The 26,788-nt window shown below is 67.0% G+C and carries 30 protein-coding genes; 13 read left to right on the top strand and 17 right to left on the bottom strand.

The window, feature by feature from the left end:
- Positions 1-47: 47 nt before the first annotated feature.
- From ACGHN1_RS06030 to ACGHN1_RS06020, 3 genes are all read right to left on the bottom strand, one after another.
- A complete protein-coding gene (locus ACGHN1_RS06030) occupies positions 48-635 on the bottom strand; it encodes a DUF1989 domain-containing protein (RefSeq protein WP_390549276.1) in 588 nt (195 codons plus the stop codon).
- Positions 632-1,312 (bottom strand): guanitoxin biosynthesis heme-dependent pre-guanitoxin N-hydroxylase GntA, encoded by a 681-nt coding sequence (gntA, locus tag ACGHN1_RS06025; RefSeq protein WP_390549275.1) that lies wholly within the window; start codon positions 1,310-1,312, stop codon positions 632-634. Before gntA ends, ACGHN1_RS06030 begins: the two co-directional genes overlap by 4 nt.
- Before the next feature lie 89 nt (positions 1,313-1,401).
- A complete protein-coding gene (locus ACGHN1_RS06020) occupies positions 1,402-1,866 on the bottom strand; it encodes a peptidylprolyl isomerase (RefSeq protein WP_390549273.1) in 465 nt (154 codons plus the stop codon).
- A 110-nt stretch (positions 1,867-1,976) separates the two neighbouring features.
- Between ACGHN1_RS06020 and mgtE the strand changes: the two genes are divergently transcribed.
- The 4 genes from mgtE (at position 1,977) to ACGHN1_RS06000 (ending at position 6,270) form a co-directional block, all read left to right on the top strand.
- Entirely contained in the window at positions 1,977-3,428 is a 1,452-nt protein-coding gene (gene mgtE, locus ACGHN1_RS06015; RefSeq protein ID WP_390549271.1) for a magnesium transporter, read from the top strand.
- A gap of 219 nt (positions 3,429-3,647) precedes the next feature.
- Positions 3,648-4,037: a DUF1489 family protein gene (locus ACGHN1_RS06010; RefSeq protein ID WP_390549269.1), complete on the top strand. Its 390-nt coding sequence runs from the start codon at positions 3,648-3,650 to the stop codon at positions 4,035-4,037.
- Positions 4,038-4,339: 302 nt separating this feature from the next.
- Positions 4,340-5,962 (top strand): methyl-accepting chemotaxis protein, encoded by a 1,623-nt coding sequence (locus ACGHN1_RS06005; protein ID WP_390549267.1) that lies wholly within the window; start codon positions 4,340-4,342, stop codon positions 5,960-5,962.
- 62 nt (positions 5,963-6,024) lie between these two features.
- Entirely contained in the window at positions 6,025-6,270 is a 246-nt protein-coding gene (locus ACGHN1_RS06000; protein WP_390549265.1) for a hypothetical protein, read from the top strand.
- Between the two features lie 16 nt (positions 6,271-6,286).
- Here the strand turns inward: ACGHN1_RS06000 and ACGHN1_RS05995 are convergent, their stop codons facing one another.
- From ACGHN1_RS05995 to ACGHN1_RS05980, 4 genes are all read right to left on the bottom strand, one after another.
- Entirely contained in the window at positions 6,287-8,368 is a 2,082-nt protein-coding gene (locus ACGHN1_RS05995) for a S9 family peptidase (protein WP_390549263.1), read from the bottom strand.
- 128 nt (positions 8,369-8,496) lie between these two features.
- Positions 8,497-9,180: a DsbA family oxidoreductase gene (locus ACGHN1_RS05990; protein ID WP_390549261.1), complete on the bottom strand. Its 684-nt coding sequence runs from the start codon at positions 9,178-9,180 to the stop codon at positions 8,497-8,499.
- Positions 9,177-10,034: an NAD(+) diphosphatase gene (gene nudC, locus ACGHN1_RS05985; protein ID WP_390549259.1), complete on the bottom strand. Its 858-nt coding sequence runs from the start codon at positions 10,032-10,034 to the stop codon at positions 9,177-9,179. Before nudC ends, ACGHN1_RS05990 begins: the two co-directional genes overlap by 4 nt.
- A gap of 17 nt (positions 10,035-10,051) precedes the next feature.
- Complete coding sequence (locus ACGHN1_RS05980; RefSeq protein ID WP_390549257.1) at positions 10,052-11,377, bottom strand: serine hydrolase domain-containing protein; 1,326 nt, start codon at positions 11,375-11,377, stop codon at positions 10,052-10,054.
- Between the two features lie 132 nt (positions 11,378-11,509).
- Between ACGHN1_RS05980 and ACGHN1_RS05975 the strand changes: the two genes are divergently transcribed.
- Complete coding sequence (locus ACGHN1_RS05975; protein WP_390549255.1) at positions 11,510-11,731, top strand: hypothetical protein; 222 nt, start codon at positions 11,510-11,512, stop codon at positions 11,729-11,731.
- On the opposite strand, the gene ACGHN1_RS05970 is transcribed toward ACGHN1_RS05975, so the two are convergent.
- Positions 11,728-12,747, bottom strand: a complete 1,020-nt coding sequence (locus ACGHN1_RS05970) for an A/G-specific adenine glycosylase (protein WP_390549253.1) — start codon at positions 12,745-12,747, stop codon at positions 11,728-11,730. The genes ACGHN1_RS05975 and ACGHN1_RS05970 overlap by 4 nt on opposite strands.
- Positions 12,748-12,776: 29 nt before the next feature.
- On the opposite strand from ACGHN1_RS05970, the gene ACGHN1_RS05965 reads away from it, so the two are divergent.
- The 5 genes from ACGHN1_RS05965 (at position 12,777) to ACGHN1_RS05945 (ending at position 18,953) form a co-directional block, all read left to right on the top strand.
- Positions 12,777-13,367 (top strand): DUF721 domain-containing protein, encoded by a 591-nt coding sequence (locus ACGHN1_RS05965; RefSeq protein ID WP_390549251.1) that lies wholly within the window; start codon positions 12,777-12,779, stop codon positions 13,365-13,367.
- Positions 13,364-14,071, top strand: coding sequence for a thioredoxin domain-containing protein (locus ACGHN1_RS05960; RefSeq protein WP_390549249.1), 708 nt, complete (start codon positions 13,364-13,366; stop codon positions 14,069-14,071). Before ACGHN1_RS05965 ends, ACGHN1_RS05960 begins: the two co-directional genes overlap by 4 nt.
- A gap of 90 nt (positions 14,072-14,161) precedes the next feature.
- Positions 14,162-14,917: a DsbA family protein gene (locus ACGHN1_RS05955; protein WP_390549248.1), complete on the top strand. Its 756-nt coding sequence runs from the start codon at positions 14,162-14,164 to the stop codon at positions 14,915-14,917.
- Between the two features lie 27 nt (positions 14,918-14,944).
- Positions 14,945-18,364, top strand: a complete 3,420-nt coding sequence (locus tag ACGHN1_RS05950; protein WP_390549246.1) for a chromosome segregation SMC family protein — start codon at positions 14,945-14,947, stop codon at positions 18,362-18,364.
- Between the two features lie 94 nt (positions 18,365-18,458).
- A complete protein-coding gene (locus ACGHN1_RS05945; RefSeq protein WP_390549244.1) occupies positions 18,459-18,953 on the top strand; it encodes a hypothetical protein in 495 nt (164 codons plus the stop codon).
- On the opposite strand, the gene ACGHN1_RS05940 is transcribed toward ACGHN1_RS05945, so the two are convergent.
- From ACGHN1_RS05940 to rpmF, 6 genes are all read right to left on the bottom strand, one after another.
- Positions 18,950-19,525, bottom strand: coding sequence for a ferric reductase-like transmembrane domain-containing protein (locus ACGHN1_RS05940; protein WP_390549242.1), 576 nt, complete (start codon positions 19,523-19,525; stop codon positions 18,950-18,952). The genes ACGHN1_RS05945 and ACGHN1_RS05940 overlap by 4 nt on opposite strands.
- Before the next feature lie 34 nt (positions 19,526-19,559).
- The gene (locus ACGHN1_RS05935) at positions 19,560-19,946 is read right to left on the bottom strand and encodes a MerR family transcriptional regulator (RefSeq protein ID WP_390549239.1); all 387 of its coding nucleotides are present in this window, start codon (positions 19,944-19,946) and stop codon (positions 19,560-19,562) included.
- Between the two features lie 4 nt (positions 19,947-19,950).
- Positions 19,951-20,247 carry an integration host factor subunit alpha gene (locus ACGHN1_RS05930; protein WP_390549237.1) on the bottom strand — a complete coding sequence of 99 codons (297 nt, stop codon included), beginning with the start codon at positions 20,245-20,247 and terminating at the stop codon, positions 19,951-19,953.
- 101 nt (positions 20,248-20,348) lie between these two features.
- The gene (locus ACGHN1_RS05925; RefSeq protein ID WP_390549235.1) at positions 20,349-21,314 is read right to left on the bottom strand and encodes a beta-ketoacyl-ACP synthase III; all 966 of its coding nucleotides are present in this window, start codon (positions 21,312-21,314) and stop codon (positions 20,349-20,351) included.
- The gene (gene plsX / locus ACGHN1_RS05920; protein ID WP_390549233.1) at positions 21,311-22,372 is read right to left on the bottom strand and encodes a phosphate acyltransferase PlsX; all 1,062 of its coding nucleotides are present in this window, start codon (positions 22,370-22,372) and stop codon (positions 21,311-21,313) included. Before plsX ends, ACGHN1_RS05925 begins: the two co-directional genes overlap by 4 nt.
- Positions 22,373-22,398: 26 nt before the next feature.
- Positions 22,399-22,578, bottom strand: a complete 180-nt coding sequence (gene rpmF / locus ACGHN1_RS05915) for a 50S ribosomal protein L32 (protein ID WP_390549231.1) — start codon at positions 22,576-22,578, stop codon at positions 22,399-22,401.
- A gap of 237 nt (positions 22,579-22,815) precedes the next feature.
- Here rpmF and ACGHN1_RS05910 point away from each other — a divergent pair, with 237 nt between their 5' ends.
- Positions 22,816-23,220, top strand: coding sequence for an MAPEG family protein (locus tag ACGHN1_RS05910; protein WP_390549229.1), 405 nt, complete (start codon positions 22,816-22,818; stop codon positions 23,218-23,220).
- Positions 23,221-23,223: 3 nt separating this feature from the next.
- Here the strand turns inward: ACGHN1_RS05910 and ACGHN1_RS05905 are convergent, their stop codons facing one another.
- Positions 23,224-23,865, bottom strand: a complete 642-nt coding sequence (locus tag ACGHN1_RS05905; protein WP_390549788.1) for an MBL fold metallo-hydrolase — start codon at positions 23,863-23,865, stop codon at positions 23,224-23,226.
- A gap of 64 nt (positions 23,866-23,929) precedes the next feature.
- The gene (locus tag ACGHN1_RS05900) at positions 23,930-24,571 is read right to left on the bottom strand and encodes a helix-turn-helix transcriptional regulator (RefSeq protein ID WP_390549227.1); all 642 of its coding nucleotides are present in this window, start codon (positions 24,569-24,571) and stop codon (positions 23,930-23,932) included.
- 172 nt (positions 24,572-24,743) lie between these two features.
- On the opposite strand from ACGHN1_RS05900, the gene ACGHN1_RS05895 reads away from it, so the two are divergent.
- Both ACGHN1_RS05895 and ACGHN1_RS05890 read left to right on the top strand, forming a co-directional pair.
- Positions 24,744-24,956, top strand: coding sequence for a hypothetical protein (locus tag ACGHN1_RS05895; protein WP_390549225.1), 213 nt, complete (start codon positions 24,744-24,746; stop codon positions 24,954-24,956).
- Positions 24,946-25,299: a hypothetical protein gene (locus ACGHN1_RS05890; RefSeq protein ID WP_390549223.1), complete on the top strand. Its 354-nt coding sequence runs from the start codon at positions 24,946-24,948 to the stop codon at positions 25,297-25,299. The genes ACGHN1_RS05895 and ACGHN1_RS05890 overlap by 11 nt, the downstream gene beginning before the upstream one ends.
- 7 nt (positions 25,300-25,306) lie before the next feature.
- Here ACGHN1_RS05890 and ACGHN1_RS05885 read toward each other — a convergent pair whose 3' ends face one another.
- Positions 25,307-26,743: an aldehyde dehydrogenase family protein gene (locus ACGHN1_RS05885; protein ID WP_390549221.1), complete on the bottom strand. Its 1,437-nt coding sequence runs from the start codon at positions 26,741-26,743 to the stop codon at positions 25,307-25,309.
- Positions 26,744-26,788: the final 45 nt, after the last annotated feature.

The raw sequence follows: 26,788 nt of genomic DNA, 5'->3' as shown, positions 1-26,788 counted from the left end.
CATAGCGCCGCCTCTCCGCCAAGGCAACGCGCGGCCGCTGCCGAGCCTCAGTCGATCCGGTAGTCGATGGGCTTGAAGCTGCCGCCGTTGGAGGCATAGGCGGAGCAGGCGGTGAGACCGATCACGCAGTCCATCTTCGCTTCCAAGGCGATATGATCGCCGGCCCTGCTGAGCGGCGGGTCGACCGTGAGCCGGCCGCTCGATCCGTCGACAGGTACGTTCATGAAGAGGTTGAACGCGCAAGGAATATCGTCCTCGCCGATGTCCCAAGGGGCGAGTGCCTCGGCAAGATTTCCGAAGCACCCGCGGTGGACCGGCTTGTCCGGATAGAAGTGTTCGAAGGTCGCCGTGCTGCAAGGTGTCAGCAGGAAATCGTGGGTGCCGACCGTATCCTCGACGATCTCCAGCATCGGACGAGAGCGGTTGGACCACAGCGTGTTGCCGGCGGTCAGCTTGATCGTCTCCTCGTAGTCGAAGGTGCGACCGTTCGAGATCACCTCGCGCACATCGTCCCGCGCGTAGGCGAGCAGGTCCGACACCTGACTGCCATCGGGATCGAATACCCGAAGAACCTGGCCCGCTCGAAGCTCGAAGGCCACGCCGCTGCGCGGTTCGATCCGTTGCATCTCGCTCATGCGCGGGGATCGCGGAACGGGCACTGCCAGTCGTCGTCCACCACGCGTCCGCTGTACTGGCGCGCCTCGCTGCTCTCGCCGTAGCGGGAGAGCATGGGATTGATCGAACCGGCAAGCTGGAGATCGCGCTCGAGAATGCGCTCGCGCATCCGCTCGTAGCGGCCCTCCTCGCGCAGACGCTCGAACTGGGCATGCAGATTGAATACCAGCACCGGCGAGGGAAAGCGCCGCGCCGGGCGCGAAGCATTCGGATGGAGGCCGACGACGAAGAACGCCTCGCCCCCGAAGCTCAGCGAGAAATCGGGCCGCGCCGGGTCGGACCCGACCTCGGGATCGTAACGCTGCCCGCGCCAGGCATCCTTGTCGGCAAGCGATTGCAGCCGTTCCCACATCGCCGCTTCGAACCGCTCCTCGTCGAGATCGAGCGGCCCTTCGAACACCACCGCGAGGCTGCGCAGGTCGTCGGGCGCGAAATCCTCTTCCGCCCAGTCGAGCAGGGCATCGTGGATCTCCAGATCGTTCCAGGCACTGGTCAGATCGCGCGCGAGCCGGACCCGCAGGCGATCGTTGGCCAGCGCCGACTTCGCGCCGACGCAGGGAAAGGCAGGATCGCGAATCCGCTCCACGAATTCGCGTGCCTGGGGCTTTTCGAGAGTATCGACGGAATGTTGAGGCATGGCGGGGGAACGGCGCGCCAGCCGCACCGATCCCGATATAGCCTTTGTTGGTTCGCCTCGGAGCGGACAGGTGGCCGACGAAATGGCTGTCAGCCCACGCTCGCCTTGACGATCTTGCCGGGCTCCTTGGGCGGCTCGCCCTTGGGCAGCGCGTCGACATGCTCCATGCCGCTCTCCACCTGGCCCCACACGGTGTATTGCCCGTCGAGGAAGTGCGCATCGTCGAAGCAGATGAAGAACTGGCTGTTGGCGCTGTCGGGCACCTGGGTACGGGCCATCGAGCAGGTGCCGCGGGTGTGCGGTTCGCTGTTGAACTCGGCCTTGAGGTCGGGCTTGTCGCTGCCGGACATGCCGGTGCCGGTCGGATCGCCGCCCTGCGCCATGAAGCCGGGGATCACGCGATGGAACACCACGCCGTCGTAGAAACCGTCCTTCGCCAGTTCGGTGATCCGCTCGACGTGGCCGGGCGCGAGATCGGGGCGCAGCTTGATGACGACATCGCCCCCTTCGCCATTGCCGGTGTCGAGCGTGAGGGTGAGCGTGTCGTCTGCCATATCGTGAATCTCCTGAGTTTGCGGCGCCGATATAGGGACTGATGCCGGTCTGTCGACCTCGCAGGCACGGCGCAGCTTGCGTTTTGGCCTTCCCCGCCTAGAGCGACGCCATGGCCGACGACGCGCTCCTCGACGACGATATGACGGACGGGGCCGCCGAGGACACCGCCGAAGACGGGGGGCGTCCCGACGACCGGATCGACGACGAGCGCCACGACGAGGACAACACGCTCAAACCCGAATTCGTGCGCCGGGTGGAGGATGCGCTCGAGGCGGGTGACGCCAAGGCGGCATACGAACTGGTCGAACCGCTCCACCCCGCCGATGTTGCCGACCTCCTCGAACTGCTCGATCGCGACGACCGCCGCCAGCTTGCCGCGGCCATCACCGACCTGATGACCAGCGATGTCGTCGCCGAACTCAACGATTTCGTGCGCGACGACATGATGGAGTCGCTGCCCGCCGCCAGCGTCGCACAGATCGCCGAACAGCTCGAGACCGACGATGCCGTCCAGCTGATCGAGGACCTCGATGCCGAAGACCAGCGCGCGATCCTGGCCGAGCTCGACGACGAGGACCGGATCGCGATCGAGAGCGCGCTCTCCTATCCCGAGGAGACCGCGGGCCGGTTGATGAGCCGCGATTTCGTGGCGGTGCCCGAGCACCTGACCGTCGGCGACCTCATCGACTACCTGCGCGACGGGCGCGATCTGCCCAACGACTTCCTCGAGGTCTTCGTGGTCGACGAGAAGCACCATCCGCTCGGCACCTGCGCGCTGAGCTGGATCCTGCGGGCCCCGCGCCGCGTCGCCCTCGCCGATGTGATGAAGCGCGATCAGACGCTGATTCCGGCAATGCTCGACCAGGAAGAGGTCGGCAACATGTTCCAGAAATACGCGCTCGTCAGCGCCGCGGTGATCGACGAGAGCGGCAGGCTGGTCGGGCAGATGACGGTCGACGACGTGGTCCACATCATCGCCGAGGAAGCGAGCGAGGACGCGCTGCTGATGTCGGGCGCCGGCGAAGGCGACATCAACGAGCCGATCCGCGACGCCTATTCCGCCCGCGTGCGCTGGCTGGTCGCGAACCTCGGCACCGCGCTGGTCGCCAGCTTCATCATCGCGCTGTTCGGCGCGGCGATCGAACAGTTGGTGGCGCTCGCCGTCCTCATGCCGATCGTCGCCAGTATCGGCGGCAACGCGGGCACGCAGACCATGGCGGTGACCGTCCGCGCAATCGCGATGAACCAGCTCACCCGCTCGAACACGCGGCGCATATTGTGGCGCGAGATGCGGGTGGCGATGCTCAACGGCGCGACCATCGCAGTGCTGATCGGCGCGGCGACGGCGGTGATCTTCACCCCGTTGCTGGGCGCGGTGATCGCCGCGGCGATGGTGGTCAACGTCCTGATCGCGGGACTCGCAGGCGTGCTGGTGCCCGTGATCTTCGATCGTCTCGATCAGGACCCGGCTGTCGCCTCCAGCGTGTTCGTCACCATGATCACCGATTCGATGGGCTTTTTCGCCTTCCTCGGCCTGGCGGTGGCGGTCGGCGTGGTGTGACCTACACGATGTAGGACATGTTACAGGTGTTACACGGTCCAGGACAAAAAGCGGCAGGCCCCCGGCCAGCGCCCGCGAAGCCGCACGATTGTGGGGTTTTCCCCACCCGGACTCTTCGAAACCGATGGCCATGCCCCGCGCCTGCCCGACCGGCGGTCGTGTAGGAAAGCGGTTTCTGCGCCCTCGAATTTCGGCCCCGCGCCCCCTATCTCGGGGCCCATGCCGCTCAACCTGACCAAGATCGCTTTCGGCGCGCAAAGCTATGGCGACATCGAAAGCTGGTACGCGCAGCGGCGCAGCCCCAACCTCACCACCCGGTATCGCCCGACGAAATGGGAGCAATGCATCGGTGGATCGCTGTTCTGGATCCACCAGCACAACATCGTCGCGCGCAGCCCCATCGTCGGCTTCAGCCAGACGAAGGACGGGCGCTGGTCGATCGACCTCGAACCGCGGCTGATAAGGGTCTTCCCGAAATCGAAACGTGCCCATCAGGGCTGGCGCTATCTGAAGGGCGAGCCGCCTCGCGATCTGGCCGAGGGAGAGGATATCGGCGACGTCATTCCCGGCCGCCTGGCAGGCAAGCTCGAACGGCTCGGACTGATATGACGGGCGCAAGCGCCTGTTTTTCATCCCATGCAACTGCTGCGCGACCGTATCATGTCGTCAATGTTACACTTTGATTTCACAAGCTTTTTCGAGCGGCGTTGACCCGGGCTTAACCATCCGCACCTAGATGGGCGGCGAACCTTCCCTTCGAGGCCCGTTGCATGTCCGCCGAACCGCAAAGCGAGTCCTTTTCCCCTCCCCTCGACCGCGCCCGACTCAATCCGTCCGGTGATCCCGCCCGGAAACAACCCCGCATGCTGTCGCGGTTTGCCCGGCGCTCCGACACGACCATTGCCGGAAGGGTGCGCTTTCTCGCTTCGCTGTTCACCGCTCTCCTGATCGTGCTGGGCATCATTCTCGCTGGTGCGCTCTACAATCTCGAGCGCACGTCGGAACGGGTCACGGTCGTCTACGATCGAGCGCTCGCCGCTTCGACCCTCACCGCAGAGATCGCGCAGAGCCGCTATCACGCGTCGCGCTTTGCGGTCTCGGGCGATCCGGAGCAGATCGAAGCGGCCAAGGCGTCACTCGTCTATGCCAAGCAGGAACTGGCGGAAGCGAGTGGGAATACGGGTCATGACGAGCAGTCGCGCGAGCGGATCGACTGGCTCACCGCACAGGTCGATGGCTTCGAGAACGAGCTCGTTGCGCTCGAAAACTCGGTCCGCGCGGCGGGAACCGGACCGCAGGCGATGGCGCTGTCGCAGGCCATCCATCTGAGCGGCGACCTTCTGGCGAAGGATGCGCGGGCGATCGAGCGCGATCTCGAGGGACGGGCGATCGCCACCCGCGCCACACTCGACAAGGTCAAGACCACCACCGCCTTCCTCGCCTTCGGAACCATCCTCGCCTGCATCGCCCTCGCCGGTCTCGGCGCGCGCAATCTGCGTTGCACGGTTTCCCGCTCGATCTCGGCGATCGCCGCGGTCACGACCCGCCTCGCCGAAGGCGATCGCAGCGTGACAATTCCCGAAACCAACCGCGCCGACGAAATCGGCGAGATGGCGCGGGCGCTGACCGTCTTCCGCAAGGCGGGGGAGGAAATGGATGCCCTTCGCGAAACCGCCCGGCGCGACCGGGAGACCCTGCTGCGCGACACCGCCGGCCGCTTCGAAAGCGGGATGGGATCGGTCGTATCCTATGTCGCATCCGCTTCCTCGCAGCTCGAGGAGACGGTGACCGGGATGGCGCAGGCATCGGGACGCGCCGCCGAGTTCTCCGACGAGGTTTCGACGGCGATGGATCGAGTGAGCGAGAACATGACCGCCGCGGCGAGCGCGACCGATCAATTCGCCATGTCGATCGGCGAGATCGGGCGGCAGGCGGCAAGCTCAGCCGACGCCGCGCGCGAGGCCGAGGATGCAAGCAGCGAGGCGACCGCGATCCTTGCCGAGCTGGCGGATGCGGCAAGAGAAACCGGCACCGTGGTGGAACTGATCGAATCGATCGCCGAGCGAACCAACCTGCTGGCGCTCAACGCCTCGATCGAGGCCGCGCGCGGGGGCGAGGCCGGGCGTGGATTTGCTGTCGTCGCGGCGGAGGTCAAGGAACTGGCCCGTCGGACAGCCACTGCGACCGTGGAGGTCGGCGAACGGATCGCCGGGATGCAGGGTTCGACCAGGACCAGCGTCGCGGCCCTGGCGCGGATCGGCGAGCGGGTGCGGCAGGTCGATACCGTGGCGACGGCGATCGCGCAGGCGGTCGAGGAACAGTCGATTTCGGCCCGCGAACTGGCGACCAATCTCGACATGGCGGCCCGTGGCGCGGAGGATGTGAGGAGCAACATCGCAGAGGTCCGCGACATGGCCCAGCGCAACGGCGATTCCGCCGATCAGCTGCTCGCCGCCGCCCGCGGCCTGCGCACCGAGGCGGAAGGGTTGGAAACCCACGCCCGCGAATTCCTCGACAGCGCCAGGGCCGCCTGATTGCAAGTCCCATCGGAACATCGCCCGTCCCTTGCCCATTGATAGGCAAAGGAGAAAATCACATGCCCGAACGCCAATCCCGCCATCCCGACAACGATCTGATCGACGCGATGACCGAGAACGCGACGCCTTCGCAGCAGAGTTCGTCCGGCGGCGAGGTCAATCGCCGGGTCGGCAAGCGCGGCGAACTCAACCGCGCCACCGATCCCGACAATCGCGAGCCGGAAGTCGGCTCCGACAACCCACAGCAGGACGCGAAGAAGGGCCCCAAGACCCGTGCGGCCATCCAGGAAAAGCGCGAGTCCTGACCTCTCGGGGGGCGTCTCACTCGGCCAGGGTCGGGTCGTATTTCTCGAACCATTGGCGCAGCAGGAGCTGGGTGCGCAGATAGTTCGACGGAATGCTGCCGGTGCCGTGGTATTCGCCGCGCATCGGCACCAGCCGGGTCGGGACGCCGCGCATCTTGAGCGCGGCGAAATACTGTTCGGCCTCGGCAAGCGGTGTGCGCAGATCTTCCTGGCCGGTGATGAGCAAGGTCGGCGTGTCGACCTTGCCGACCTGCATCAGCGGCGAATTCGCCAGCCAGGGCTGCGGGTCTTCCCAATAGGGGCGCGGGAAGAACGTGTAGGTCCAGCCGACCACGTCGGTCGTGCCCGACATGCCGATCCAGTTGGTCACCGGGCACAGCGCCGCGGCGGCAGCGAAACGATCGGTCTGGGCGATGGTCCAGGTCGTGAGCACGCCGCCCCCCGAACAGCCGGTGATGAACTGCCGGCGTTCGTCGACATAACCCTGCGCGATCGCATGATCGACGCCTGCCATCAAATCCGCGTAGTCGAGGTCGCCCGGATAGCGATATTGGATAGAATTGGTGAAATCCTCGCCGTAGCCGGTCGAACCGCGAGGATTCATGTAGACCACCACGTAGCCGGCTGCGGCATAGTCCTGGAAGGTGAAGTTGAAGTCGCCCTCGTACATCGCATAGGGGCCGCCGTGGATCGACAGCAGCAGCGGATAGCGCTTGCTCGGGTCGAAATGGGGCGGCTTGACGATCCAGCCCTGAACCCGTGCGGTTTCTCCGGTCGCGGCGGTCGAATCGGTCCAGAACATCTCGACTTCCCCGAGCGTCTTGTCGCCCAAAACGTCGCGGTTCGGATCGAACAGTGTGCGCATACGTCCGTCGGTGCCGAGCAAGGCGACCACGTCGGGGCTTTGCGGAGTGCTGGTGGTCACAGCCATCGCTCCCGAATCGGACAGGCTGGCGAGATTGACCGTGTGCATCCCCTCGGTCACGGGCCGGACCCGGCCATCGAGACCGACGCGCATGATGTTCCGGTAGCCTTCGTCGTTGAGGGCAAAGACCAGACTGCGCCCGTCGGGCGCCCAGTGGACGCTGGACGGGGCGTCGCTGAGATCTTGCGTGAGCCGATCCGGCGCGCCGCCCGCGGCAGGCATCACATAAATGTCGGCATAGGGTTCGGGCTTGTCGTGCAGCGGGTAGCCGGTGAAGGCGATCCGCGAGCCATCGGGCGAAAACACGGGGTTGCCGAAACTGCCCTCGCCGCTGGTAAGCCGGCGAACGCTACCTTCCGTCACATCGACCGCAAGAATCTGGCTGATCCAGAACTTCTTCGGATCGGCAGCCTCGCCCGGACCATCGACGAGGATCGTCCGGCTGTCGGGCGACCAGGAAATCGCCGGCGACCCCGCGATTGCACCGATGCCGCGCTGTCCGACATTCCACTCGCCCTCGGTGAGCTGGCGTGCGGTCCCGCCGATCGACGGGGCGACGAACAGGTGGTCGTAGCCGGTGTTGGTCAGGCCGACGCGGTCCTGGCGGTAATGGACGGTGTCGATGATCGGCGAATCCTCGGTCCATTTCGCGCCCTCGGGCTTGCCCGGCAGAGTGATCCTGTCTTCCGGCTTCATCGGGACCCGGGCAACGAAGGCGATCTGCGACCCGTCGGGAGACCATTCGAAGGACCGCGGCGCGATGGGCAGATAAGTGACCTGCGATTCCAGCCCCTCCGCATCGCTCATCCGCACGAACAACTGCATGTTCCCGTTCGCATCCTCGCGCATGAAGGCGATGCGGTCGCCGCTGGGAGACCATTTGCCGCCGCTGCCCTGCATGAGCTGGCGGGGGCGCGAGCCGTCCGCGTCGATGAGCCACAGGGTCGAGACGTTGCGATCGTTCATCGCGTCGATGCGGCTGCGGGTGAAGAGGATACGCCGCCCGTCCGGCGACAGCTGCGGGTTGGAGACGCTTTCCATATCGAGATAATCGGCCAGCGCGAGCACGTCTTCCGGACGCTCGTCGCCCGCGTCCTCCTCGGTGGCGGCATCCTGCGCCAGCGCGGGCAGCGGCATGGCAACGGCGAGCGCCAGGACGGCAGACGTCGCCATGTGACGAGCAAAAGGCAATTTTTTCACAGGATTCTCCCCCCAGGACAAACGGAAATCCCGCACCGTCTCGCATATGGAAGCGCCTAGGGGAAGCCCGCCCGATCCTTGGCGGGATAGCGGACGCGGCTTCAGGCGGCGGTCTTTTCCGCAACCCGGCGCAGGGCATCGACATAGACGTCGGGACTCTGTGCGCCGGGGATCATAAACTTGCCCGCGACCACCATGGCCGGGACGCCGGAGACGTTGAGGTCCCACGCCGCCTGCTCCTCGGCACGGGTCTTGCGGGAGACGTCCTCGCGGTCGAGCGCGGCGGCGGCGGCCGAGCGGTCGAACCCGGTTTCCTTAGCGATGTCCAGCAAGGTATCGCGCTCGCCGATCGGGCGACGCTGGTTGAAATGCGCGGAAAACAGCGCGAGCTTGAGCGCGGTCTGGCGTTGGGGCCCGTATTCCTCGCCCGCCCAGGTCAGCAGCCGGTGCGCCGTGAAGGTGTTCCACATCATCGCCGGCGGAGAGGGATCCGGTCCCTCGTAGTCGAGGGATACGCGGGCGGCCTGCGCCGCCTGCCGCATCCTGTCCTGCACCTCGCGCGACTGATCGAGGGTGCGGCCGTATTTGCGCGCGATATGCGCCGTCCGCTCCTCGCCTTCGGCCGGCATGTCGGGGTTGAGCTCGAAGGCGTGCCAGCGGATTTCGGCCGCGATCTCGCCCTCGAGGCGCTCCAGCGCCTGCGACAGATTGCCCCAGCCGACCAGGCACCAGGGGCACATTACGTCGGACCAGATGTCGATGGTGAGCTTTTGCGGTTCGGTCATTCCTCGATCCACCATGTCATGAGGTGATGGGCGATCGCCTGCGCCGGCGGTGCCACAAAAGGTCCATCGCCGGCCAGTGCCGCGCGCACCTCGTCCCGGGTGAACCAGCGCGCCTCGGCAAGCTCGGTCTCGTCGAGCGCGATCGCGTCGGCTTCGGCCGTGGCATGGCAGCCGATCATCAGCTGGCTGGGAAAGGGCCAGGGCTGGCTGGCGACGTAGCGGACATCGCGGACGACGACGCCCGCTTCCTCGAAGACCTCGCGGGCGACGCCTTCTTCCAGGCTCTCGCCCGGCTCGACGAAACCCGCGAGCGCGGAGAAGCGCCCCTCCCCCCAGCCGAGGCCGCGTCCGAGCAGCAGGCGGTCTTCGTATTCGACCAGCATGATCGTGACCGGATCGGTGCGCGGGAAATGCTGCGCGCCGCAATTGGTGCAATCGCGCTGCCAGCCGCCCTTGGCGAGCACGGTCTTGCCGCCGCATTGCGCGCAGAAGCGATGGCGGGCATGCCAGTCGACCAGGCTGCGCGCGCCCCCGTAGATCGCCAGATCGTCGGGGCGGAGCGAGGCCATCGCCTGCCACAGCGCCGGATTGGCCATGCGCGGGGCGACATCGCCCCGGTCCGGAACCGCCGCGAAGCACGGCTTGCCCTCATCCGTGCCGAGAAAGACGAGTTCGCACCCCTCGGGCGCCTCGGCGAGGCTCGACCAGGCGAGCGCGCCGTCGTCGCCCAGGCCGGGCATCAACCCATCGAGAGCGAGCAGCCTCGCCCGCCAGTTCATCATTCCGGCGATCGCGTCGGGATCGGCGCGGAGATTGTCCGCCCGGTCGAGCCGCGAACCGGTGAATGCCAGCATGGTCGCGTCCGGCGCGATCAACCGGCCCGCCGCAGTGCCGCGGCCGCCACGTCCTTGAGCACAGCGTCCGGGAACTCGCGCTGGATCGCATAGGCTTCGGAAGGCATGTACTGGGTGAACAGCGCGGCCCGCAGCCCGGCCTTGTAGCTCACCAGCCCGACCGTTCCGGCCGCGCCGGCCCAGCCATAGCTGCCGTCCACCACGCGGCCGCCCGCGCCGAAGCCCGCGCCCGCCGCGAAGGTGCCGGCGGTGCTGACCCCTTCGGGCAACAGGTTGGAGGTGCCAAGCCGCACCGCCCGCTCGCTCATCACCCGCTTGCCGTCGATCGCGCCGTAGCCGAGCAGCATCCGCAGGAAGCGGTCGTAATCGCGCGGGCTGGAGACGAGCCCGCCGCCGCCCGCCGGAAACGGCGGTTCGTCGAGGAAGATCGACATGCGCGCCGGGTCGAGCGGGATCAGCGTGCCGTTCATCACGCCATAGTTGGTGGTCAAGCGCGCGGCCTCGCTGGCAGGGACGCGGAACCAGGTGCTGTCCATGCCGGTGGGCGCGAACAGCCGCTCGTTCAGAAAGCTCTCGAAACTCTGGCCCGATGCGACCTCGATCACCCGGCCGAGCAGGTCGATCGAGTTGGAATAGCTCCAGTGCGTTCCGGGCTGATAGACCAGCGGCAGTTCCGCCAGCCGGTCGGCGAAGGCTTCGAGGCTGGGAGCCGCGTCGTAATCACCCAGCAGCGCCTCGGCGATCGGCAGCTTGCTGACCTGGCCGCCGATGATGCCGCGCTGGTTATAGGCGTCCTTGATCGGGCCCTTCTGCACGATGTTGTAGCCGATGCCCGCGGTGTGGGTCAGCAGGTGGCGGATGGTGATCGGCCGCTCTGCCGGAACGACGTCGGTGATCGATCCGTCGTAGGTCTTCTGCACCTGCATGTTCGCATAGGCGGGCAGGACTTCGCCAAGCGGCTGGTCGAGGCCGAGCTTGCCCTCGTCGACCAGCATCATCGTCGCCATTCCGGTGATCGGCTTGCTCATCGAATAGATGCGGTAGAGGCTGTCGAGCCCGGCGGGCCGGTCCTGGCCGATGGCGAGATTGCCCTTGGCGATGACCCCGGGATCGGCCTGCCCCCAGCCCATCACCGCGACCACGTTGGCGACCTTGCGGCTGTCGACATAGCTGTCCACCAGCGCCGCGACGGCGGGAAACTGCTCGCGCACTCCGCTCGCCTGCGCCAGCAGCCGGCCGCCGAACGGCATCGCGGAGAGCGCGGCACCGGCACCGAACAGGGCCCCGCCGCGCAGCAGCGTGCGGCGGGAAAGACTGACATCGTCGAATTCGCGATAGGCCATGGAAACTCCGTGAGGACCGGCAGGGATCGCCGCCTTGCGCGGGCTAGTGTGAACAATCGATTGCGAAATGCAACGGGAGAAAATCGCCGGGCCGGACTTGCGCCCCCGTGCTGTGTTATCTATCTAGGACACATGCTCAACCTCGTCTCGATCCTCGTCGGCATCCTCTCGCTGGTCATCGTCATTCCCTCGCAGATTCCGTTTCTGGGCTGGGGCAATTGGTTCGCCCTGCCGCTGATCGTTCTCGGCATCGTGCTGGGCCAGCTTTCCTCGAGCCGGAGCGGCCGCAATTTCAACCTCGTGGTGCTGGTGATCGTGATCGTCCGCCTGAGCCTGGGCGGCGGTATCTTCTAGGCCAGCGCCAGCCGCGCCGCCTTGGCGAACAGGGTCGGCAGGCCCGCATCCTCGAGCCGGTCGAGCGGCCACCATTCCCCTTCCCCCGCGGGCTGCGCGTTGCTTTCGGCGCGCCGCACGGTCAGTTCCAGTTCGGCGTGGGTGAAACCGTGGCGCACCGTGCCGAGGTCTTCCCATCGTGTCTCGAAGGGCGGCGCGCCGTCGCCGTCGGCGCGGGCGCTCCAGCCGTCGTCGGGCAAGGCCCGCATCCCGCCGAGCAATCCGCGGCCCGCGCGCGTCACCAGCCAAACCGCACCCTCGCGCTCGATCCAGTAGGCAGTTCCGCGCCGCAGCGGCCTGGTCTTCTTCGGCGGCTTGACCGGAAAGCGGGCGGGATCGCCGGTCCTACGGCCATCGCAATCCTCGGCGAGCGGGCACAGCAGGCAGCGCGGATCGCGGGGTGTGCAGATGGTCGCGCCCAGATCCATCATCGCCTGCGCGAAATCGCCCGCGCGGCTCTCGGGCGTGATCTCGTCGGTGCGGCTGCGGATTTCCTTGCGCGCGGCGGGCAGGGGCTCGGCGATGGCGAAAAGCCGCGCGACCACCCGCTCGACATTGGCGTCGACCACCACCGCGCGCCGGCCGAAGGCGATCGCGGCGATCGCGGCGGCGGTGTAGGCGCCCAGACCCGGAAGTTCGCGCAGTCCGGCCTCTGTGTCGGGAAAGCCTCCGCGGGCTCCGACTTCCCGCGCCGCCTTCACCAGATTGCGCGCCCGCGAATAATAGCCCAATCCCGCCCAGGCGGTCATGACCTCCTCCTCCGGAGCGGCGGCCAGCGCCTGCACATCGGGCCACTTTTGTGTGAAGGCGGCGAAATAGGGCTTCACGGCCGCCACCGTCGTCTGCTGCAGCATCACTTCCGACAGCCACACGCGATAAGGGTCCGGAGGCGGCGCGCCGGGTCGCGCCCGCCACGGCAGGTCGCGCGCATGCCCATGGTACCATTCGAGCAATCTGTCGGAGACGGTGGCGGCCACGCGCCGCCTATGGCATGAGGCCCCTCGCAATGGAACGGGACAGCACAACCAGTCGCGGCAAGCCGCCGGCTCGCACGACCTCCTCGCGTACACACTCTGCGCGCAAGCCATCCGCGCCCAAACCCTACGAGCGGCCGCGCGGCGGACCGGCCAAGCCGGTCGGCTCGCTGATGCCGCAGATCGGCCGCACCGCCTTCCGCCGCTTCGGCTTCGTCCAGTCCTCCGTGGTCAGCCGCTGGCCCGAGATCGTCGGCGAGGTCCATGCGCGGGTGTGCCTGCCGGAATCGATCCGCTTTCCCCCGGGCGAGAAGGCGGAAGGCATCCTCAACCTCGTTGCCGCGCCCGGCCATGCGACGCTGATCCAGCACGTGATCCCGGAGATCATCGAGCGGGTGAACCGCTTCTTCGGCTACAACGCGGTGGCCCGCATCAAGCTGCGGCAAGGCCCGGTTAAGCCGCCCGCGAATAGCTCGGACGCGAAGCCCAAGGCGCCGCCTTCGTTGAAGCCCATCCCTATGGAACTCGGCGACAGTTTGCGCGATATCGGCGATCCGGAATTGCGTACGGTGCTCGAATCGCTGGCGCGCAGTCTCGGGACCCATGACGAGGAAAGAAAATGACGTCTGTGCCGAAAATCGCCGCTGCGCTGGCCGCGCTCGCGCTGGTCGCCACCGGTGGCATCGCGGCCACGCAGAAGCAGGGCGCGACCAAGAAGCAGAACTGGCTGGTCGCCATCGCCCGCAACGACAATGGCCACCGGCTCGGCAATCCCGACGCGGAAACCAAGCTGGTCGAATACATGAGCTACACCTGCAGCCATTGCGCGGATTTCGCGCGCGAGGGCGAAGGAGCGATCAAGCTCGCCTATATTCCCACCGGCAAGGTCAGCTTCGAAATCCGGCATCTGCTGCGCGATCCGGTGGACCTGACCGCGGCGCTGCTCACACATTGCGGCGAGGCCAACCGCTTCATGGCCAACCATGCCGCGGTCATCCTCAAGCAGGACGAATGGCTGGCGGCAGCGCGCGCGACCACGCAGGCGCAGCGTTCGCGCTGGCAGTTCGGCTCCAACGCCGCGCGCCGCCAGGCGATCGCCAGCGATCTGGGTTTCTACGAGATCATGGAAACCCGCGGTTACGAACGCACCCAGCTCGACCGCTGCCTGACCGATGAGACGAAGGCCACCGCGCTTGCCGAAACCAGCATGCGCGACATGCGCGACCACGGCATCCAGGGCACGCCCAGTTTCCTCGTCAACGGCGAGCTTCTCGACGGCGTCCATGCCTGGAGAGCGCTCCAGCCAGAGCTCGACAAGCGGATCTGAACGACAGCGAGCTGTTCACAAATTCCCGCCGCGACTTGCACCGCGCGTGCGGTGGCCTAGCCTTCCCGAACCGACCGAACAGGACCGAAGATGACCACGACCCGCCGCCCGATTCTTGCCGCAATCGCAACTCCCCTCGCCATCCTCCTCGCCGCATGCGGAACCGATGGCACGGCCGAGGGCGACGCCACGCTCGAAGGCGAGCCGATTGCCGAAATCGCGCCCCCCGCCGGCCAGCAATGGACCGACACGGTGACGGTGACCGAAGGGGACGGCTACGTCCTCGGCAATCCCGAAGCCCCGATCAAGGTGGTCGAATACGCCTCGCTCACCTGCCCCGCCTGCGCCGCCTTCGCCACCGACGGTGCCGATCAGTTGAAGGAAGAATACGTCAACACCGGCCGGGTGAGCTACGAGCTGCGCAACCAGATCCACGGACCGCACGATCTGATGCTCGCGCGCCTGGTCCGTTGCGGGCAGAAGGAAGCCTATCATCCACGATCCGACATGGTGTGGAAGAACCTCCAGGCGGTGCTGCAGCCGGTGTTCGACAACGAGCAGGCCTTCAGCCAGGCGCTCCAGCTTCCCGAGGAGCAGCGCTTCGTCCAGGCCGCGCAAGTGGCCGGCTTCTACGATTTCTTCAGTCGCTTCGGCCTCAGCCGCGACGAGGCGCAGAGCTGTCTTGCCGATTTCTCCAGCATGGAGACGATCGCCGCCAATTCCACCCAGCAGTCGAACGAGTTCGAAGTCACCGGCACGCCGACCTTCTTCGTCAACGGCCAGAAGCTCGACGTAAACCGCTGGACCGATCTCGAACCGATCCTGCAGCAGGCCGGGGCCCGCTGAGGGGCTGACGGCAGGGCGGCACGCGGGATGATCCTCAAGAAGCTGAAACTTTCCGGCTTCAAGAGCTTCGTCGAACCCGCCACCTTGCATATCGAACCGGGGCTGACCGGGGTGGTCGGCCCCAACGGCTGCGGCAAATCCAACCTGCTCGAGGCGATCCGCTGGGTCATGGGCGAGAACTCGCCCAAGTCCATGCGCTCGGGCGGGATGGAGGACGTGATCTTCGCCGGGACCGAAAGCCGGCCGCAGCGTGACTTCGCCGAAGTCGTCCTCCAGGGCGAAGATGCCGAGGGCGAAGAGCTTGAGGTCGTGCGCCGGATCGAACGCGGTGCGGGCAGCGCCTATCGCGTCAACGGCAGCGACGTGCGCGCCAAGGACGTGGCGCTGACCTTCGCCGATGCCGCCACCGGTGCCCATTCTCCCGCCTTGGTGAGCCAGGGCAAGATCGCCCAGGTGATCGCCGCCAAGCCGGCCGAACGGCGCATGATGCTGGAGGAAGCGGCGGGAATCGCCGGCCTGCACGTCCGACGCCGCGACGCCGAGAGCAAGCTTCGCCAGACCGAGGCGAACCTAGCCCGGCTCGAAGACCTGCTGGCCGGGCTCGACAGCCAGATCTCCACGCTCCGGCGGCAGGCGAAGCAGGCCGAGCGTTACGGCAAGCTCTCCGAGGAAATCCGCACCGCCGAGGCGCGGCTGGTCTTCGTGCGCTGGCGCGACGCTGCGGCGGCAGCGGAGGAGGCGAAAGCGGCGGCCCGGGGTGCGGAAACTGCAGTCGCCGAAGCGCAAAAGTCGGCTAGCGAAGCACAAAAGGGCCAGCAGGCGGCGGCGATTGCGCTCAACCTGGCGCGCGAGGAACTGGCCGACCGCCGCGACGATGCCAGCGCGCATGGCCACCGCATGGCGGCGCTCGGCACCCAGCTCGAAGCCGCCGAACAAAGGCTCGCCGATCTCGACCGCCAGCGTGCGCGGCTCGAGGAAGACCGCGTCGATGCCGATCGGCTGACCCGCGACGCGGCCGATGCGCTTGGGCGACTGGAAAAGGAACTGGCCGCCAACGAAACGCGCTTGGCAACTGACGAGGACAAGCGCCCGGCGCTGGCCGAGGCAGTCGACAAGGCAGAGAGCGCGGCGCGTGCCACCGAACTCGCGCTTGCCCGAACAGCGGCGGACAACGCCGGGGTCGAGGCCGAATGGCGCGTTGCCGAGGCCGCGATCGAACAGGCGGCCGGCCGGCTCCAGCGCCTAGAAGGCGAGGCCCGGCGGATCGCCGCGCTGCGCGAGGAACTGGCGAGCGAGGATGGCGAGGCGGCACTGCGCGAAGCTCACGACGCTGCGGCAGATGCGGGTCGCGCTCTCGCCGAGCGCCGCGCCGCGCTCGACGCCATGCAGGCGCGCAAGGCCGAATTGCAATCGGCGCGCGACGAAGCGGCCGACGCGCTTTCCACCGCCCGCGCCGAACTCGCGGGATTCCAGCGTGAATGGGAAGGTCTGAAGCGCGACCGCGACGCCCGCACCCGTGCCGTCGAAAGCCGCCAGGGGCGCGCGCAGGCGATCGACCGGGTCCGCGCCCGGCCGGGTTACGAACGCGCGCTCGCCGCAGCGCTCGGCCGCGACGGCAAGGCGCTGCTCGGCTCGCCCGAGGGGGGCGAGGATGGTCGTTACTGGACCGGCAGCGAGACCTCGGGAGCGGTAGCGGACAGCCTCGCCGACCATGTCGTCGAGTGCCCCCCCGAGCTCGCAGCGCGGCTGGCGATGGTCCATGCGGTGGCGGCGGACGACGGGCGTACGCTCGCACCCGGCGAATGGCTGGTCACGACCGCAGGGCATCTGCGCCGCTGGGACGGTCTGGTGGTGCGCGGCGAAGGTGCGGCCGATGCGGCGCGGCTCGAGGCGGAGAACCGCTTTCGCGATCTCGACGCGCGGATGCCGGAGTTGCGGCAGGCGGTCGAGAGGGCGGACGGCGCCGAGGCCGCGGCGCGCGAGGAGCTGTCCACGCTGCAACGCGAACTGGTCGGGGCGGAGCGTGCGGTCGGAGAAGCCGCCGAGGCCGAACGGCAGGCGCTGCGTTCGCTCGATCAGGCGGAGGCGGCACGCGAGCGGATCGCCCGCCGGCGAGACGAACTCGCCAGCGCCGAGGCCGAGCACGATGACCAGCTGGCGATCGCGCAGGACGAGCTGGACAAGGCCCGGGCACGGCAGGCCGAATTGCCCGATCCCGCCGCTGGACGTGCCGCGCTCGAGGCCGCGCGGGCCAGGAACGAGGCGGCGCGCGGAGGAGTTCAGGCGGCCGCCGCCGAACTCGCTGCCCACGATCAGGCGCTGGCGGTCATCCGCGAAAGGACCCAGGCTCAGCGCGGCGACATCGCCGGCTGGAAGGCGCGCAGCGGCGATGCCGCGCGTCGCCTGGCCGAGATGACCGCGCGCTTCGCGGAGATAGAGGAGGAGCGCGCCGTCACCGCCGCAAAGCCCGAGGGGCTCATTCGCGAGATCGAGCAAGGCGACGCGGTGCGCGAGCGGCTGGGCGCCGAACTCGCGCAGGCGCAAGCGGCAGTGGAAGCGGCGCAGGCGGCGGCCGACGAGGCGGACCAGGCTTTCGCCGCGGCCAACGAGACCCTCGCCGAAGCGCGCGAGACCCGCGCGACGCTGGCGGCGCGGGCCGAGAACCAGGATGCGCGGCGGATCGAGATGACCCGCATCTCGGGCGAGCGCTTCCAGGCCCCGCCGCCACTGCTGCCCCAGCGTTTTGCGTTCGACGAGGACGAGGTCAAATCCGCCGAGGACGAAAGCGAGGCGATGGACCGCCTCACCGCCAGCCGCGAACGGATCGGCCCGGTCAACCTCGTCGCCGCGGACGAGCTTGCCCGGATCGAGGAAGAGTACGGTGCCAGCGCGCAGGAGCAGGCCGATCTGGCCGAGGCGGTCAACCGGTTGCGCGGATCGATCGGCAGCCTCAACCGCGAAGGGCGCGAGCGACTGCGCGAGGCTTTCGAGCAGGTCGATACCCATTTCCAGCGGCTGTTCACCCGGCTGTTCGAAGGCGGCAAGGCGCATCTCGCCCTGATCGACAGCGACGATCCGCTGGAGGCAGGCCTCGAAATCTTCGCCCAGCCGCCTGGCAAGAAGCTGCAATCGCTCACCCTGCTTTCGGGCGGCGAACAGGCGCTGACCGCGATCGCGCTGATCTTCGGCCTGTTTCTCACCAACCCGGCGCCAATCTGCGTGCTCGACGAGGTCGACGCGCCGCTCGACGATGCCAATATCGATCGTTTCTGCGACCTGCTCGACGCGATGGTGCGCGAAACCAGCACCCGCTACCTCATCGTCACCCACAACGCCGTGACCATGAGCCGCATGCACCGCCTGTTCGGCGTGACCATGATCGAACAGGGCATCAGCCGCCTGGTCAGCGTCGACCTCGGCGAGGCCGAACTGCTGGCGGCAGAATAGGCGGGCGCACCTCGTCGCAATTAATTAATTGCGAGGGGTTCGCAACAAACGGGGATTGCGATAGGCGGGGCTTTCTCATCAGGAAGGACCAAGAATGCGCAAATCGATTCTCTCCGCCTCGGCCGCCATGGCCGTTCTCGCCCTCGCCGCCTGCGCCGAACCCGCCGAGGACACGGATGCCGCGACCGACACCGAAATGACCGACACCGCCGCGGACACGGCGATGACCGACTCCGACACCCTGCTCGACGCCAGCACCGCGACCGCCGACGAACTCGTCGCCGCCGGCCTGACGCAGGACATCGCCGATGCGATCGTCGGCGGCCAGCCCTATGACAGCGTCGTGGCGCTGAACGCCGTGCTGCCCGAAGGCGAAGCGGCCTCGATCCTCGAGCGGGTGTTCGTGCCGATCAACCTCAACACCGCTAGCGAAGAGGAAATCCGCCTCGTCCCCGGCATGACCGACGAGATGGTCCATGAATTCGAGGAATACCGCCCCTACGAAGACATGGCCGAATTCGACCGCGAGATCGGCAAATATGTCGACGAGGCCGAAGTCGCGCGCTTCCGCCGCTACGTCACGCTCTAAGCGCCTCGCGGGCGGCGCTGAAGCCACACCCTGACGATCTCGACGACGGCCAGCACCGCGATATGCGCGTAGGCCGTCGTCGGATCGAACGAAGTCAGCACCCAGTGCAGGAATGTCAGCACCGCCGCGGGATAGACCAGCCGGTGGAGCCGCTTCCACGCGCGCTTGAGCGCCCGCACCGCCACATCGCTGGATGTGAGCGCGAGCGGCAGGAACAGCAGGAAGGCGATCCACCCCGTAAGCAGATCAAGCGCGCCCGCCTCCTCCAACACGATCCCCACCGAGGCCTTGTCCGTCAGGTAGATGATGGTGTGGCCGAGAGCGTAGGCGAAGCTGGCGACACCCAGATCGCGCCGCCGCCGCATCAGCCAGGCGGACCATTGGCGGCGCCGGCTCAGCAGGCGGATCGGCGTCACCGCCAGCGTCGCCATCAATAGCCAAGCCGCCCACTTGCCGGTGTCCTTGATGATGTGGCCGTAACCGTAATCGTCCGGCGTCGTATTCCAGGCGTAGAGCATGCCGATTCCCGGCAGGGCGAGCACCAGCCAGAGGATCGCGCGCGACGCGGGCATCCCGCTCACCCGGTTCGCTGAGTGTGTGCGCAGGTCAGGAGGCGACGGCCTGCCGCAGATCGGCGCGGATTGCTTTCAGGCGGGCGAGCAGATCGCCATCCGCGGGGTCTCTCCGGCTCGCATCGGAACCGCCGTCCACGTCGTCGCCGCCCGGCTCGTGGGCAGCGCCGGTGCCCTTCAGCGCCCCCTTGGCACCTTTCAGCGTGTAGCCTTCACGGTTCACCAACCTGTCGATGGTGCGTACCAACTCGACATCCTCGGGGCGGTAGTAACGTCTGCCACCGCTGCGCTTGAGCGGTTCGAGCATCGGGAACTGCTGTTCCCAATAGCGCAGGACATGCGTCTTGATGCCCAACGCCCTGCCGACTTCGCCGATTGTGCGCAGCGCGCCTTCGTCTTTTCCATCGTCGAAATCGGCCATCGTCCTATCCCTTCGCGATCCGTTCCTTGAGCAGCTGGCTGGCGCGGAAGGTGAGCACCCGGCGCGGGGTGATCGGCACTTCGACCCCGGTCTTGGGATTACGCCCCACGCGTTCCTTCTTGTCGCGCAGCACGAAGCTGCCGAAGCCGGAAATCTTGACGTTCTCGCCGTCCGAGAGCGCGCTGCACATCTTTTCGAGGATCGATTCGACCATGTCGAGCGATTCCGCACGGCTGAAGCCCATCTTGCGGTTGATGGTCTCGGCCAGATCGGCGCGGGTCAGTGTTCCCACCGAGCGCATAAACAATTCCTCCTTCATCGGTGCGACCCGCGGGAAGATTCGCCGATCAGGTTAACATTTGTTCTACGGTGGGGAAACAACTGAGGCCGATATTCGACGGACTACATGCGCGCCAGCGCCGCCCCCCAGGTGAAACCGCCACCCATCGCCTCGAACATGACGAGATCGCCCTTGCCGATGCGGCCATCGCGCACCGCAACGTCGAGCGCCAGCGGCACCGAAGCGGCGGAAGTGTTGGCGTGCCGATCGACGGTCACCACGACCTTGTCCGCCGGCAGGCCGAGCTTGCGCGCGGTCGCATCGAGAATGCGGGCATTGGCCTGATGCGGCACCACCCAGTCGATGTCCTCCACCGAAACGCCGGCGGTCGCGATCACTTCGCGCAGTACATCGGCGAGGTTGACCACGGCGTGGCGAAACACCTCGCGCCCCTTCATCCTGAGCTTGCCGACTTCCCCCGTGGTCGAGGGGCCGCCGTCGACATAGAGCAGTTCCTTGTGCTCGCCCTGGGCGTGGAGCTTGCTGGCGATGATGCCCGGCCCGTCCTCGGCCACTTCGCGGGCCTCGAGCACCACCGCGCCCGCGCCGTCGCCGAACAGGACACAGGTGGTCCGGTCCTCCCAGTCGAGGATACGGCTGAAGGTTTCCGCGCCGATCACCAGCGCCTTGTTCGCCATTCCGGTCCGCAGCATCGAATCGGCGGTCGCCAGCGCATAGAGAAAGCCCGAGCAGACCGCAGCGACATCGAAGGCGATCCCCGCGCCGCAGCCGAGCGCATGCTGGACCTGGGTAGCGGTCGCCGGAAAAGTGTGGTCGGGGGTGGCGGTAGCCAGCACGATCAGGCCGATTTCCCCGGCCTCGATACCCGCCGCGGCAAGCGCCCGGCGCGCGGCGTCGGTCGCCAGGGTCGAGGTCGTCTCGCCCTCCCCAGCAATGTAGCGTTGCCGGATCCCGGTGCGCTCCACGATCCAGTCGTCGGTGGTGTCGACACGTTCGGCGAGTTCGGCGTTGCTCACCGCCTTCGCCGGGAGCGCCGAGCCGGTACCGGTTATGACCGAACGGATCACTTGGCGGCCTGCAATCCGTCGGATGCGCCGTTGAGCGTCTCTTCGCCCAATGCGCCGAGATCGCGGGCGATGCGGTTGGTGATGTCGTCCTCCAACAGCCGGGCGGCGACCTCCACTGCGTTGGCGACGCCCTTGGCATTGGCGCTGCCGTGGCTCTTCACCACCACGCCGTTGAGGCCGAGGAAGACCGCGCCGTTGTGATTATTGGGATCCAGGTGATGCCGAAGCAGCTCGGTCGCGGGGCGCGAGACGAGGAAGCCGACCTTGGAGCGGAAGGAGGAAGAGAAGGCGCTGCGCAACAGATCGGTGACGAAGCGCGCCGCGCCCTCGATCGCCTTCAGCGCGATATTGCCGGAGAAACCGTCGGTCACCACCACGTCGACATCGCCGCGATTGATCTTGTCGGCCTCGACGAAGCCCTCGAAATCCATCGCCAGACCGCTCGCTTCACGCAGCTGGTTGGCAGCGTCGCGGATGTCCTCGGTGCCCTTGTTCTCTTCCGTGCCGATGTTGAGCAGGCGAACGCGCGGACGCTCCCTGCCGGTAACGGTGCGCGAATAGGCGGCACCCATGATCGCGAACTGGACGAGGTTGCGGGCATCGCATTCGCGATTGGCACCGAGGTCGAGCATGATCACGTCGTGATCCTCGAGCGTCGGGAGCAGCGCCGCCAGTGCCGGCCGGTCGAGGCCGGGCATGGTCCTGAGGGCGAGCTTGCTGATCGCCATCAGCGCGCCGGTGTTGCCGGCGGAGACCGCGGCGCCGGCCTTGCCTTCCTTCACCGCGTTGACGGCGAGGCCCATGCTGGTGGTCTTGGCCCGGCGCAGGGCGCGCGAGGGCTGCTCGTCGCCGGCGACGACATCCTCGCAATGGAGGATCTCGGACGCCTCGCGCATGTTGGGATGGTTGTCGAGCGCCCGCTCGATCAGCGCTTGATCGCCGACCAGAAGGAACTTGAACCGCTCGTGCCGGCGACGGGCGAGCGCCGCGCCCTCGACCATCACGCGCACGCCCTCGTCGCCGCCCATCGCATCGACGGCGATACGCGGCAGGCTCATGAGCGACTCCGGTTCAGGTTACGGCCTTAGAGGCCGACGGCGACGACTTCGCGGCCGTTGTAGAATCCGCAATGCGGGCAGAGATTGTGCGGACGCTTCAACTCGCCGCAATTGTCGCATTCGTGATGCGCTTCGACCTTGAGCGAATCATGGGCCCGGCGGTTGCCGCGGCGGTGGGGCGATACTTTTCTCTTGGGGACGGCCATCTCGGCACCTGTTCCTCAAATAAATCCGTTGAATATGGTGGCCGCCCTTACGGGACAGTCCGGCGACGCACAAGGGCGGCGAACCGAAATCGTCCGGCAGGTACGGTGAAGGCGGGCGCTATAGCGATTTCGGCGCGGCTTGCAAGCGGTGGATAGCGGCTTCGACGAAAGCCTGCGCGCTTGTCCACGAACCACGGCGGGAGTAGCCGGAGACTCGGGTCATCCGGGAGACGAACCTTGCCCACCGAGCTTTTCCTGCCCATCACCCTCACCTCGGCCGCAGCAGCTGCGCTGATCACCATCTGGCTCGCCCTGCGCTGCGGTCAGATGCGGCTGAAGCACAACATCATCCACGGCGACGACGGCGGCGGCCCGCTGACCCGGCGGATGCGCGCGCAACTCAACTTCGTGGAGAGCGCGCCCTTCGTGCTGTTCCTGATCGCGGCGATCGAGCTGTCCGGCCGTGGCCAGTCCTGGCTGGCGCTCGTGGCGGGGGTCTACATGCTCGGCCGGGTGGCGCATGCGATCGGCATGGATGCCGAAGGCCCGCACCGGTTGCGCCAGATCGGGGTGATCGTGACGCTGGTCACGCTGCTCGGGCTTGCCGGGGCGGCGACACTGGTCGCGATGCGGGTGATGTGACGATCAGGCCAGGGCCGCGTCGCTGACGAAGGCGTTGGTCTTGCGCTCCCGGCCGAAAGTGCTGGTCGGGCCGTGGCCGGGGATGAAGGTCACGTCCTCGCCCAGCGGCCACAGTTTTCCGGTGATCGCGTCGATCAAATCCTGGTGATTGCCCATCGGGAAATCGGTGCGCCCGATGCTGCCCTGGAACAGCACGTCGCCGACGATGGCGAACTTGCTCGGCCGGTGGAAGAAGACCACGTGGCCGGGCGTGTGGCCGGGGCAATGGAGCACCTCGAGCTCGAGATCGCCAACGGTCACCGTGTTGCCGTCCTGAAGCCAGCGGTCGGGTTCGAACACCTGGCCGGCGATACCGTATTTGCGCCCGTCCTCGTCGAGCCGGCTGATCCAGAACCGGTCCGCCTCGTGCGGCCCTTCGATCGGCAGGCCCAGCTCCTTCGCCAGCACGCCCGCTTCGCCACAGTGATCGATATGGCCGTGAGTGATGAGAATCTTCTCCAGCTCCACCCCGCTGCGCTCCACCGCGGCCTTGAGCTTGTCGAGATCGCCGCCCGGATCGATCAGCGCGCCCCGGTTGGTGGCGGTGCACCAGATCAGCGAGCAGTTCTGCTGCAGCGGCGTAACCGGTACGATGCCGGCCTTCATCGGTGGGTTTTTCGCGGGTTCGGTCATGCCCGGGAGATGGCGACAAGCGGGCCGGATCGCAAGGTCACACCCGCCCCCCCTTCCAGACGACGCGGCCCACGATCTCCACTTCGTCGCGACCCAGTTCGATCGGGGCGTAGGCATCGTTGGCGCTGATGAGGGCAATGCGGCCCGGAGCGCTGGCCTGCACCTGCTTGACGTGGAGCGCATCGCCGATGCGGACGACGAAGACGCCCTCCCCGCCCCGCTTGCTGCGATCCACGAAGATCTCGTCGCCGCTGCGTAGCAGCGGTTCCATGCTGTCGCCCTCGACCCGGATCGCCGACAGGTCGGCGCCTTCCAAGCCCATCTCGCGCAGCCAGCGGCGCGAGAAGCGATAGGTGTCGAAGGAAATTTCCTCCGATCCGTAGGAGCCCGGTCCCGCGGAAGCGTCCAGCGGAAGCCGAGGCACGGCGACAAAATCATCCGGAACGGACCTTGTGGGAAGGCCCGACCCGCCCAGCTCGCTCTCCGCCACGCCGAAAAACTCGGCCAGCTTGAGCCGGTCGCGTTCTTCGAGTCGCCGCGGACTGCCCTTGCGGACATATTGCTGGAGATAGCTTGGGTTACGCCCGAGCATGGACGACAGAGCGGCAAGGCTGGACCGCGCTTCCGCCGCCAGTTCGACCAACCGTCTGCGTTCGGTATTCATGATATCGTCGGCCATTGCGTCACTCCCGAGCATCTTGCCCACCCATAACCAAGGCCGGCCCACAGCCCGCTAAGGAAAAATACCTATAGCGAAGGATTTTTCCTAGACAAGTAGGATTTCGGCTGGAACCCAAGGCCCATGGCGAATCGAGTCGCCGTCTTACAATCCGTGCCTGGGGAGCCTTCGCATGCTGGTCCGATCCGTCGAAACATTTCTCCGCCGCAATTCGATGGCGGCCACCAAATTCGGGCGTCTGGCGGCGCAGGATCCGCGTTTCGTGCTCGATCTCAGGCTCGGCCGGGAGCCGCGCGACCGGATGGAACAGCGCATCCGCGGCTTCATGGCCGGGTTCGAGGCCGCGCGCGATTCTGCCGAAAAGGAGAACGCACATGTCGGATGAAGCGTCGGCGCCGCGCGCGCCCCGAACCCGTCGGTCCGCAACCGAACGATTGCGCCAGGCGCTGTCGGGCCTGGGCGAACACCATGGACAGGTACTGACGCATTCGGAGAATGCCTGGGCCAGCATCACCTTCGCGGGCACGCGCCACCGGGTGTCGATCCTGTTCGCCGGGGACCAGGCGGTGGCCGCGGGCGAACAATTCGTGGCGCGATTGCCCGAGCACGAATTCGCCATTCCCGGCCAGCTGGTGGCGGATGCCAGCGTCGTCGAGGTCGAGCACCGGCTGGTGCCGAGCCCACGGCTCGTGGTGCAGTGCGAACTGCTTTTGCTGGAGGATGGATAGGGAGGCGTCAGATGCGCCGGATGACGAGATTGCGGATCTCGCTCATGTCCTCCATCGCGAAGCGGATACCCTCGCGGCCGAGTCCCGAATCCTTGACCCCGCCATAGGGCATGTTGTCGACGCGGTAGCTGGAGACGTCGTTGACCACCACGCCGCCGACCTCGAGCGTGTCCCAGGCATCGAGCACCTGGTGCAGATCGCGGGTGAAGATGCCCGCCTGGAGGCCGAACTTGCTGTCGTTGACCCGTTCCAGTGCCTCGTGGAAATCGCTGAATTTGCTGAGGTTGGCGAGCGGCCCGAAGGCTTCTTCCCAGTTCGCGTCGGCCTTGCGGGGCACGCCTTCGAGCAGGGTGGCTTCGAGCATGTTGCCGTTCGACAGCCCGCCGCCGCACAGCAGCGTCGCCCCCTGATCGACCGCATCGTCGATCCAGCCCTTCAGGCGGCTCGCCTCCTTGTCGGAGATCATCGGGCCGATGAAGGTTTCGCGATCCTTTGGATCGCCGGACTTCAGCGATTTGGTCTTCTCGACCAGCATGGATTTGAATTTGTCGTAGACATCCTCGTGGATGATGACCCGCTGGACGCCGATGCAGCTCTGGCCGCTCTGGTAGAAGGCGCCGAAGACGATCCGCTCGAGCGCATGGTCGAGGTCGGCATCCTTGTCGACGATCACCGCGGCGTTGCCGCCGAGTTCGAGCACGACCTTCTTCTTGCCGCTCTTGGCCTTGAGGTCCCAGCCGACGCCGGGCGAGCCGGTGAAGCTCAGCAGCTTGAGCCGTTCGTCCTCGGTGAACATGTCCGCCCCGTCGCGGCTGGCGGGAAGGATCGAGAAAGCGCCTTCGGGCAGGTCGGTCTCGGCCAGCACCTCGCCCATGATGATCGCGCCGAGCGGCGTCTTGCTCGCCGGCTTCATCACGAAGGGGCAGCCGATGGCGATGGCGGGCGCGATCTTGTGGGCGGCGAGATTGAGCGGAAAATTGAACGGGCTGATGAAGCTGCACGGCCCGATCGGCACGCGCTTCCACATGCCCATGTAGCCGTTGGCGCGCGCCGAGATGTCGAGCGGCTGGACCTCGCCGTAATTGCGCGTCGCCTCCTCGGCGGCGATCTTGAAGGTGTCGATCAGCCGGTCGACCTCGCCCTCCGCATCCTTGATCGGCTTGCCCGCCTCGACGCAGAGCGAATAGGCCAGCTCGTCGTAGCGCTCGCGGAAGCGCGAGACGCAATGCTCCAGCACCTTCTGCCGCTCGAAGCTCGCCATCCTGGCCATCGGCTCGGTGGCGCGCACGGTGCCGGCGATCGCTTCCTCGATGATGTCGGGCGTGGCGAGCGCGGTGCGGAAGGCGATCTCGCCGGTGAACTTGTCGGTCACCTCCAGGTCGGTGTTGGGCTGCGCCGCCTTGTTGTTGAGATAGAGCGGATAGGTGTCTTTGAGTTTCGGCACGTCGGTCCCTCGTTCTTCTTCCCGGACCTGATCCGGGTCCCGCGG

The sequence above is a fragment of the Qipengyuania sp. MTN3-11 genome (assembly GCF_042851825.1).
In the GTDB taxonomy this organism is placed as follows: Bacteria; Pseudomonadota; Alphaproteobacteria; order Sphingomonadales; family Sphingomonadaceae; genus Qipengyuania.
This window is presented reverse-complemented; position numbering and strand designations above follow the sequence as displayed.

What these genes read in the sequence shown, in the direction of transcription:
- ACGHN1_RS06030 (WP_390549276.1), bottom strand. Translation starts at nt 635, where the DNA reads ATGAGCGAGATGCAACGGATCGAACCGCGCAGCGGCGTGGCCTTCGAG.
- gntA (WP_390549275.1), bottom strand. Translation starts at nt 1,312, where the DNA reads ATGCCTCAACATTCCGTCGATACTCTCGAAAAGCCCCAGGCACGCGAA.
- ACGHN1_RS06020 (WP_390549273.1), bottom strand. Translation starts at nt 1,866, where the DNA reads ATGGCAGACGACACGCTCACCCTCACGCTCGACACCGGCAATGGCGAA.
- mgtE (WP_390549271.1), top strand. Translation starts at nt 1,977, where the DNA reads ATGGCCGACGACGCGCTCCTCGACGACGATATGACGGACGGGGCCGCC.
- ACGHN1_RS06010 (WP_390549269.1), top strand. Translation starts at nt 3,648, where the DNA reads ATGCCGCTCAACCTGACCAAGATCGCTTTCGGCGCGCAAAGCTATGGC.
- ACGHN1_RS06000 (WP_390549265.1), top strand. Translation starts at nt 6,025, where the DNA reads ATGCCCGAACGCCAATCCCGCCATCCCGACAACGATCTGATCGACGCG.
- ACGHN1_RS05995 (WP_390549263.1), bottom strand. Translation starts at nt 8,368, where the DNA reads ATGGCGACGTCTGCCGTCCTGGCGCTCGCCGTTGCCATGCCGCTGCCC.
- ACGHN1_RS05990 (WP_390549261.1), bottom strand. Translation starts at nt 9,180, where the DNA reads ATGACCGAACCGCAAAAGCTCACCATCGACATCTGGTCCGACGTAATG.
- nudC (WP_390549259.1), bottom strand. Translation starts at nt 10,034, where the DNA reads ATGCTGGCATTCACCGGTTCGCGGCTCGACCGGGCGGACAATCTCCGC.
- ACGHN1_RS05980 (WP_390549257.1), bottom strand. Translation starts at nt 11,377, where the DNA reads ATGGCCTATCGCGAATTCGACGATGTCAGTCTTTCCCGCCGCACGCTG.
- ACGHN1_RS05975 (WP_390549255.1), top strand. Translation starts at nt 11,510, where the DNA reads ATGCTCAACCTCGTCTCGATCCTCGTCGGCATCCTCTCGCTGGTCATC.
- ACGHN1_RS05965 (WP_390549251.1), top strand. Translation starts at nt 12,777, where the DNA reads ATGGAACGGGACAGCACAACCAGTCGCGGCAAGCCGCCGGCTCGCACG.
- ACGHN1_RS05960 (WP_390549249.1), top strand. Translation starts at nt 13,364, where the DNA reads ATGACGTCTGTGCCGAAAATCGCCGCTGCGCTGGCCGCGCTCGCGCTG.
- ACGHN1_RS05955 (WP_390549248.1), top strand. Translation starts at nt 14,162, where the DNA reads ATGACCACGACCCGCCGCCCGATTCTTGCCGCAATCGCAACTCCCCTC.
- ACGHN1_RS05950 (WP_390549246.1), top strand. Translation starts at nt 14,945, where the DNA reads ATGATCCTCAAGAAGCTGAAACTTTCCGGCTTCAAGAGCTTCGTCGAA.
- ACGHN1_RS05945 (WP_390549244.1), top strand. Translation starts at nt 18,459, where the DNA reads ATGCGCAAATCGATTCTCTCCGCCTCGGCCGCCATGGCCGTTCTCGCC.
- ACGHN1_RS05940 (WP_390549242.1), bottom strand. Translation starts at nt 19,525, where the DNA reads ATGCCCGCGTCGCGCGCGATCCTCTGGCTGGTGCTCGCCCTGCCGGGA.
- ACGHN1_RS05935 (WP_390549239.1), bottom strand. Translation starts at nt 19,946, where the DNA reads ATGGCCGATTTCGACGATGGAAAAGACGAAGGCGCGCTGCGCACAATC.
- ACGHN1_RS05930 (WP_390549237.1), bottom strand. Translation starts at nt 20,247, where the DNA reads ATGCGCTCGGTGGGAACACTGACCCGCGCCGATCTGGCCGAGACCATC.
- plsX (WP_390549233.1), bottom strand. Translation starts at nt 22,372, where the DNA reads ATGAGCCTGCCGCGTATCGCCGTCGATGCGATGGGCGGCGACGAGGGC.
- rpmF (WP_390549231.1), bottom strand. Translation starts at nt 22,578, where the DNA reads ATGGCCGTCCCCAAGAGAAAAGTATCGCCCCACCGCCGCGGCAACCGC.
- ACGHN1_RS05905 (WP_390549788.1), bottom strand. Translation starts at nt 23,865, where the DNA reads ATGAAGGCCGGCATCGTACCGGTTACGCCGCTGCAGCAGAACTGCTCG.
- ACGHN1_RS05900 (WP_390549227.1), bottom strand. Translation starts at nt 24,571, where the DNA reads ATGGCCGACGATATCATGAATACCGAACGCAGACGGTTGGTCGAACTG.
- ACGHN1_RS05895 (WP_390549225.1), top strand. Translation starts at nt 24,744, where the DNA reads ATGCTGGTCCGATCCGTCGAAACATTTCTCCGCCGCAATTCGATGGCG.
- ACGHN1_RS05890 (WP_390549223.1), top strand. Translation starts at nt 24,946, where the DNA reads ATGTCGGATGAAGCGTCGGCGCCGCGCGCGCCCCGAACCCGTCGGTCC.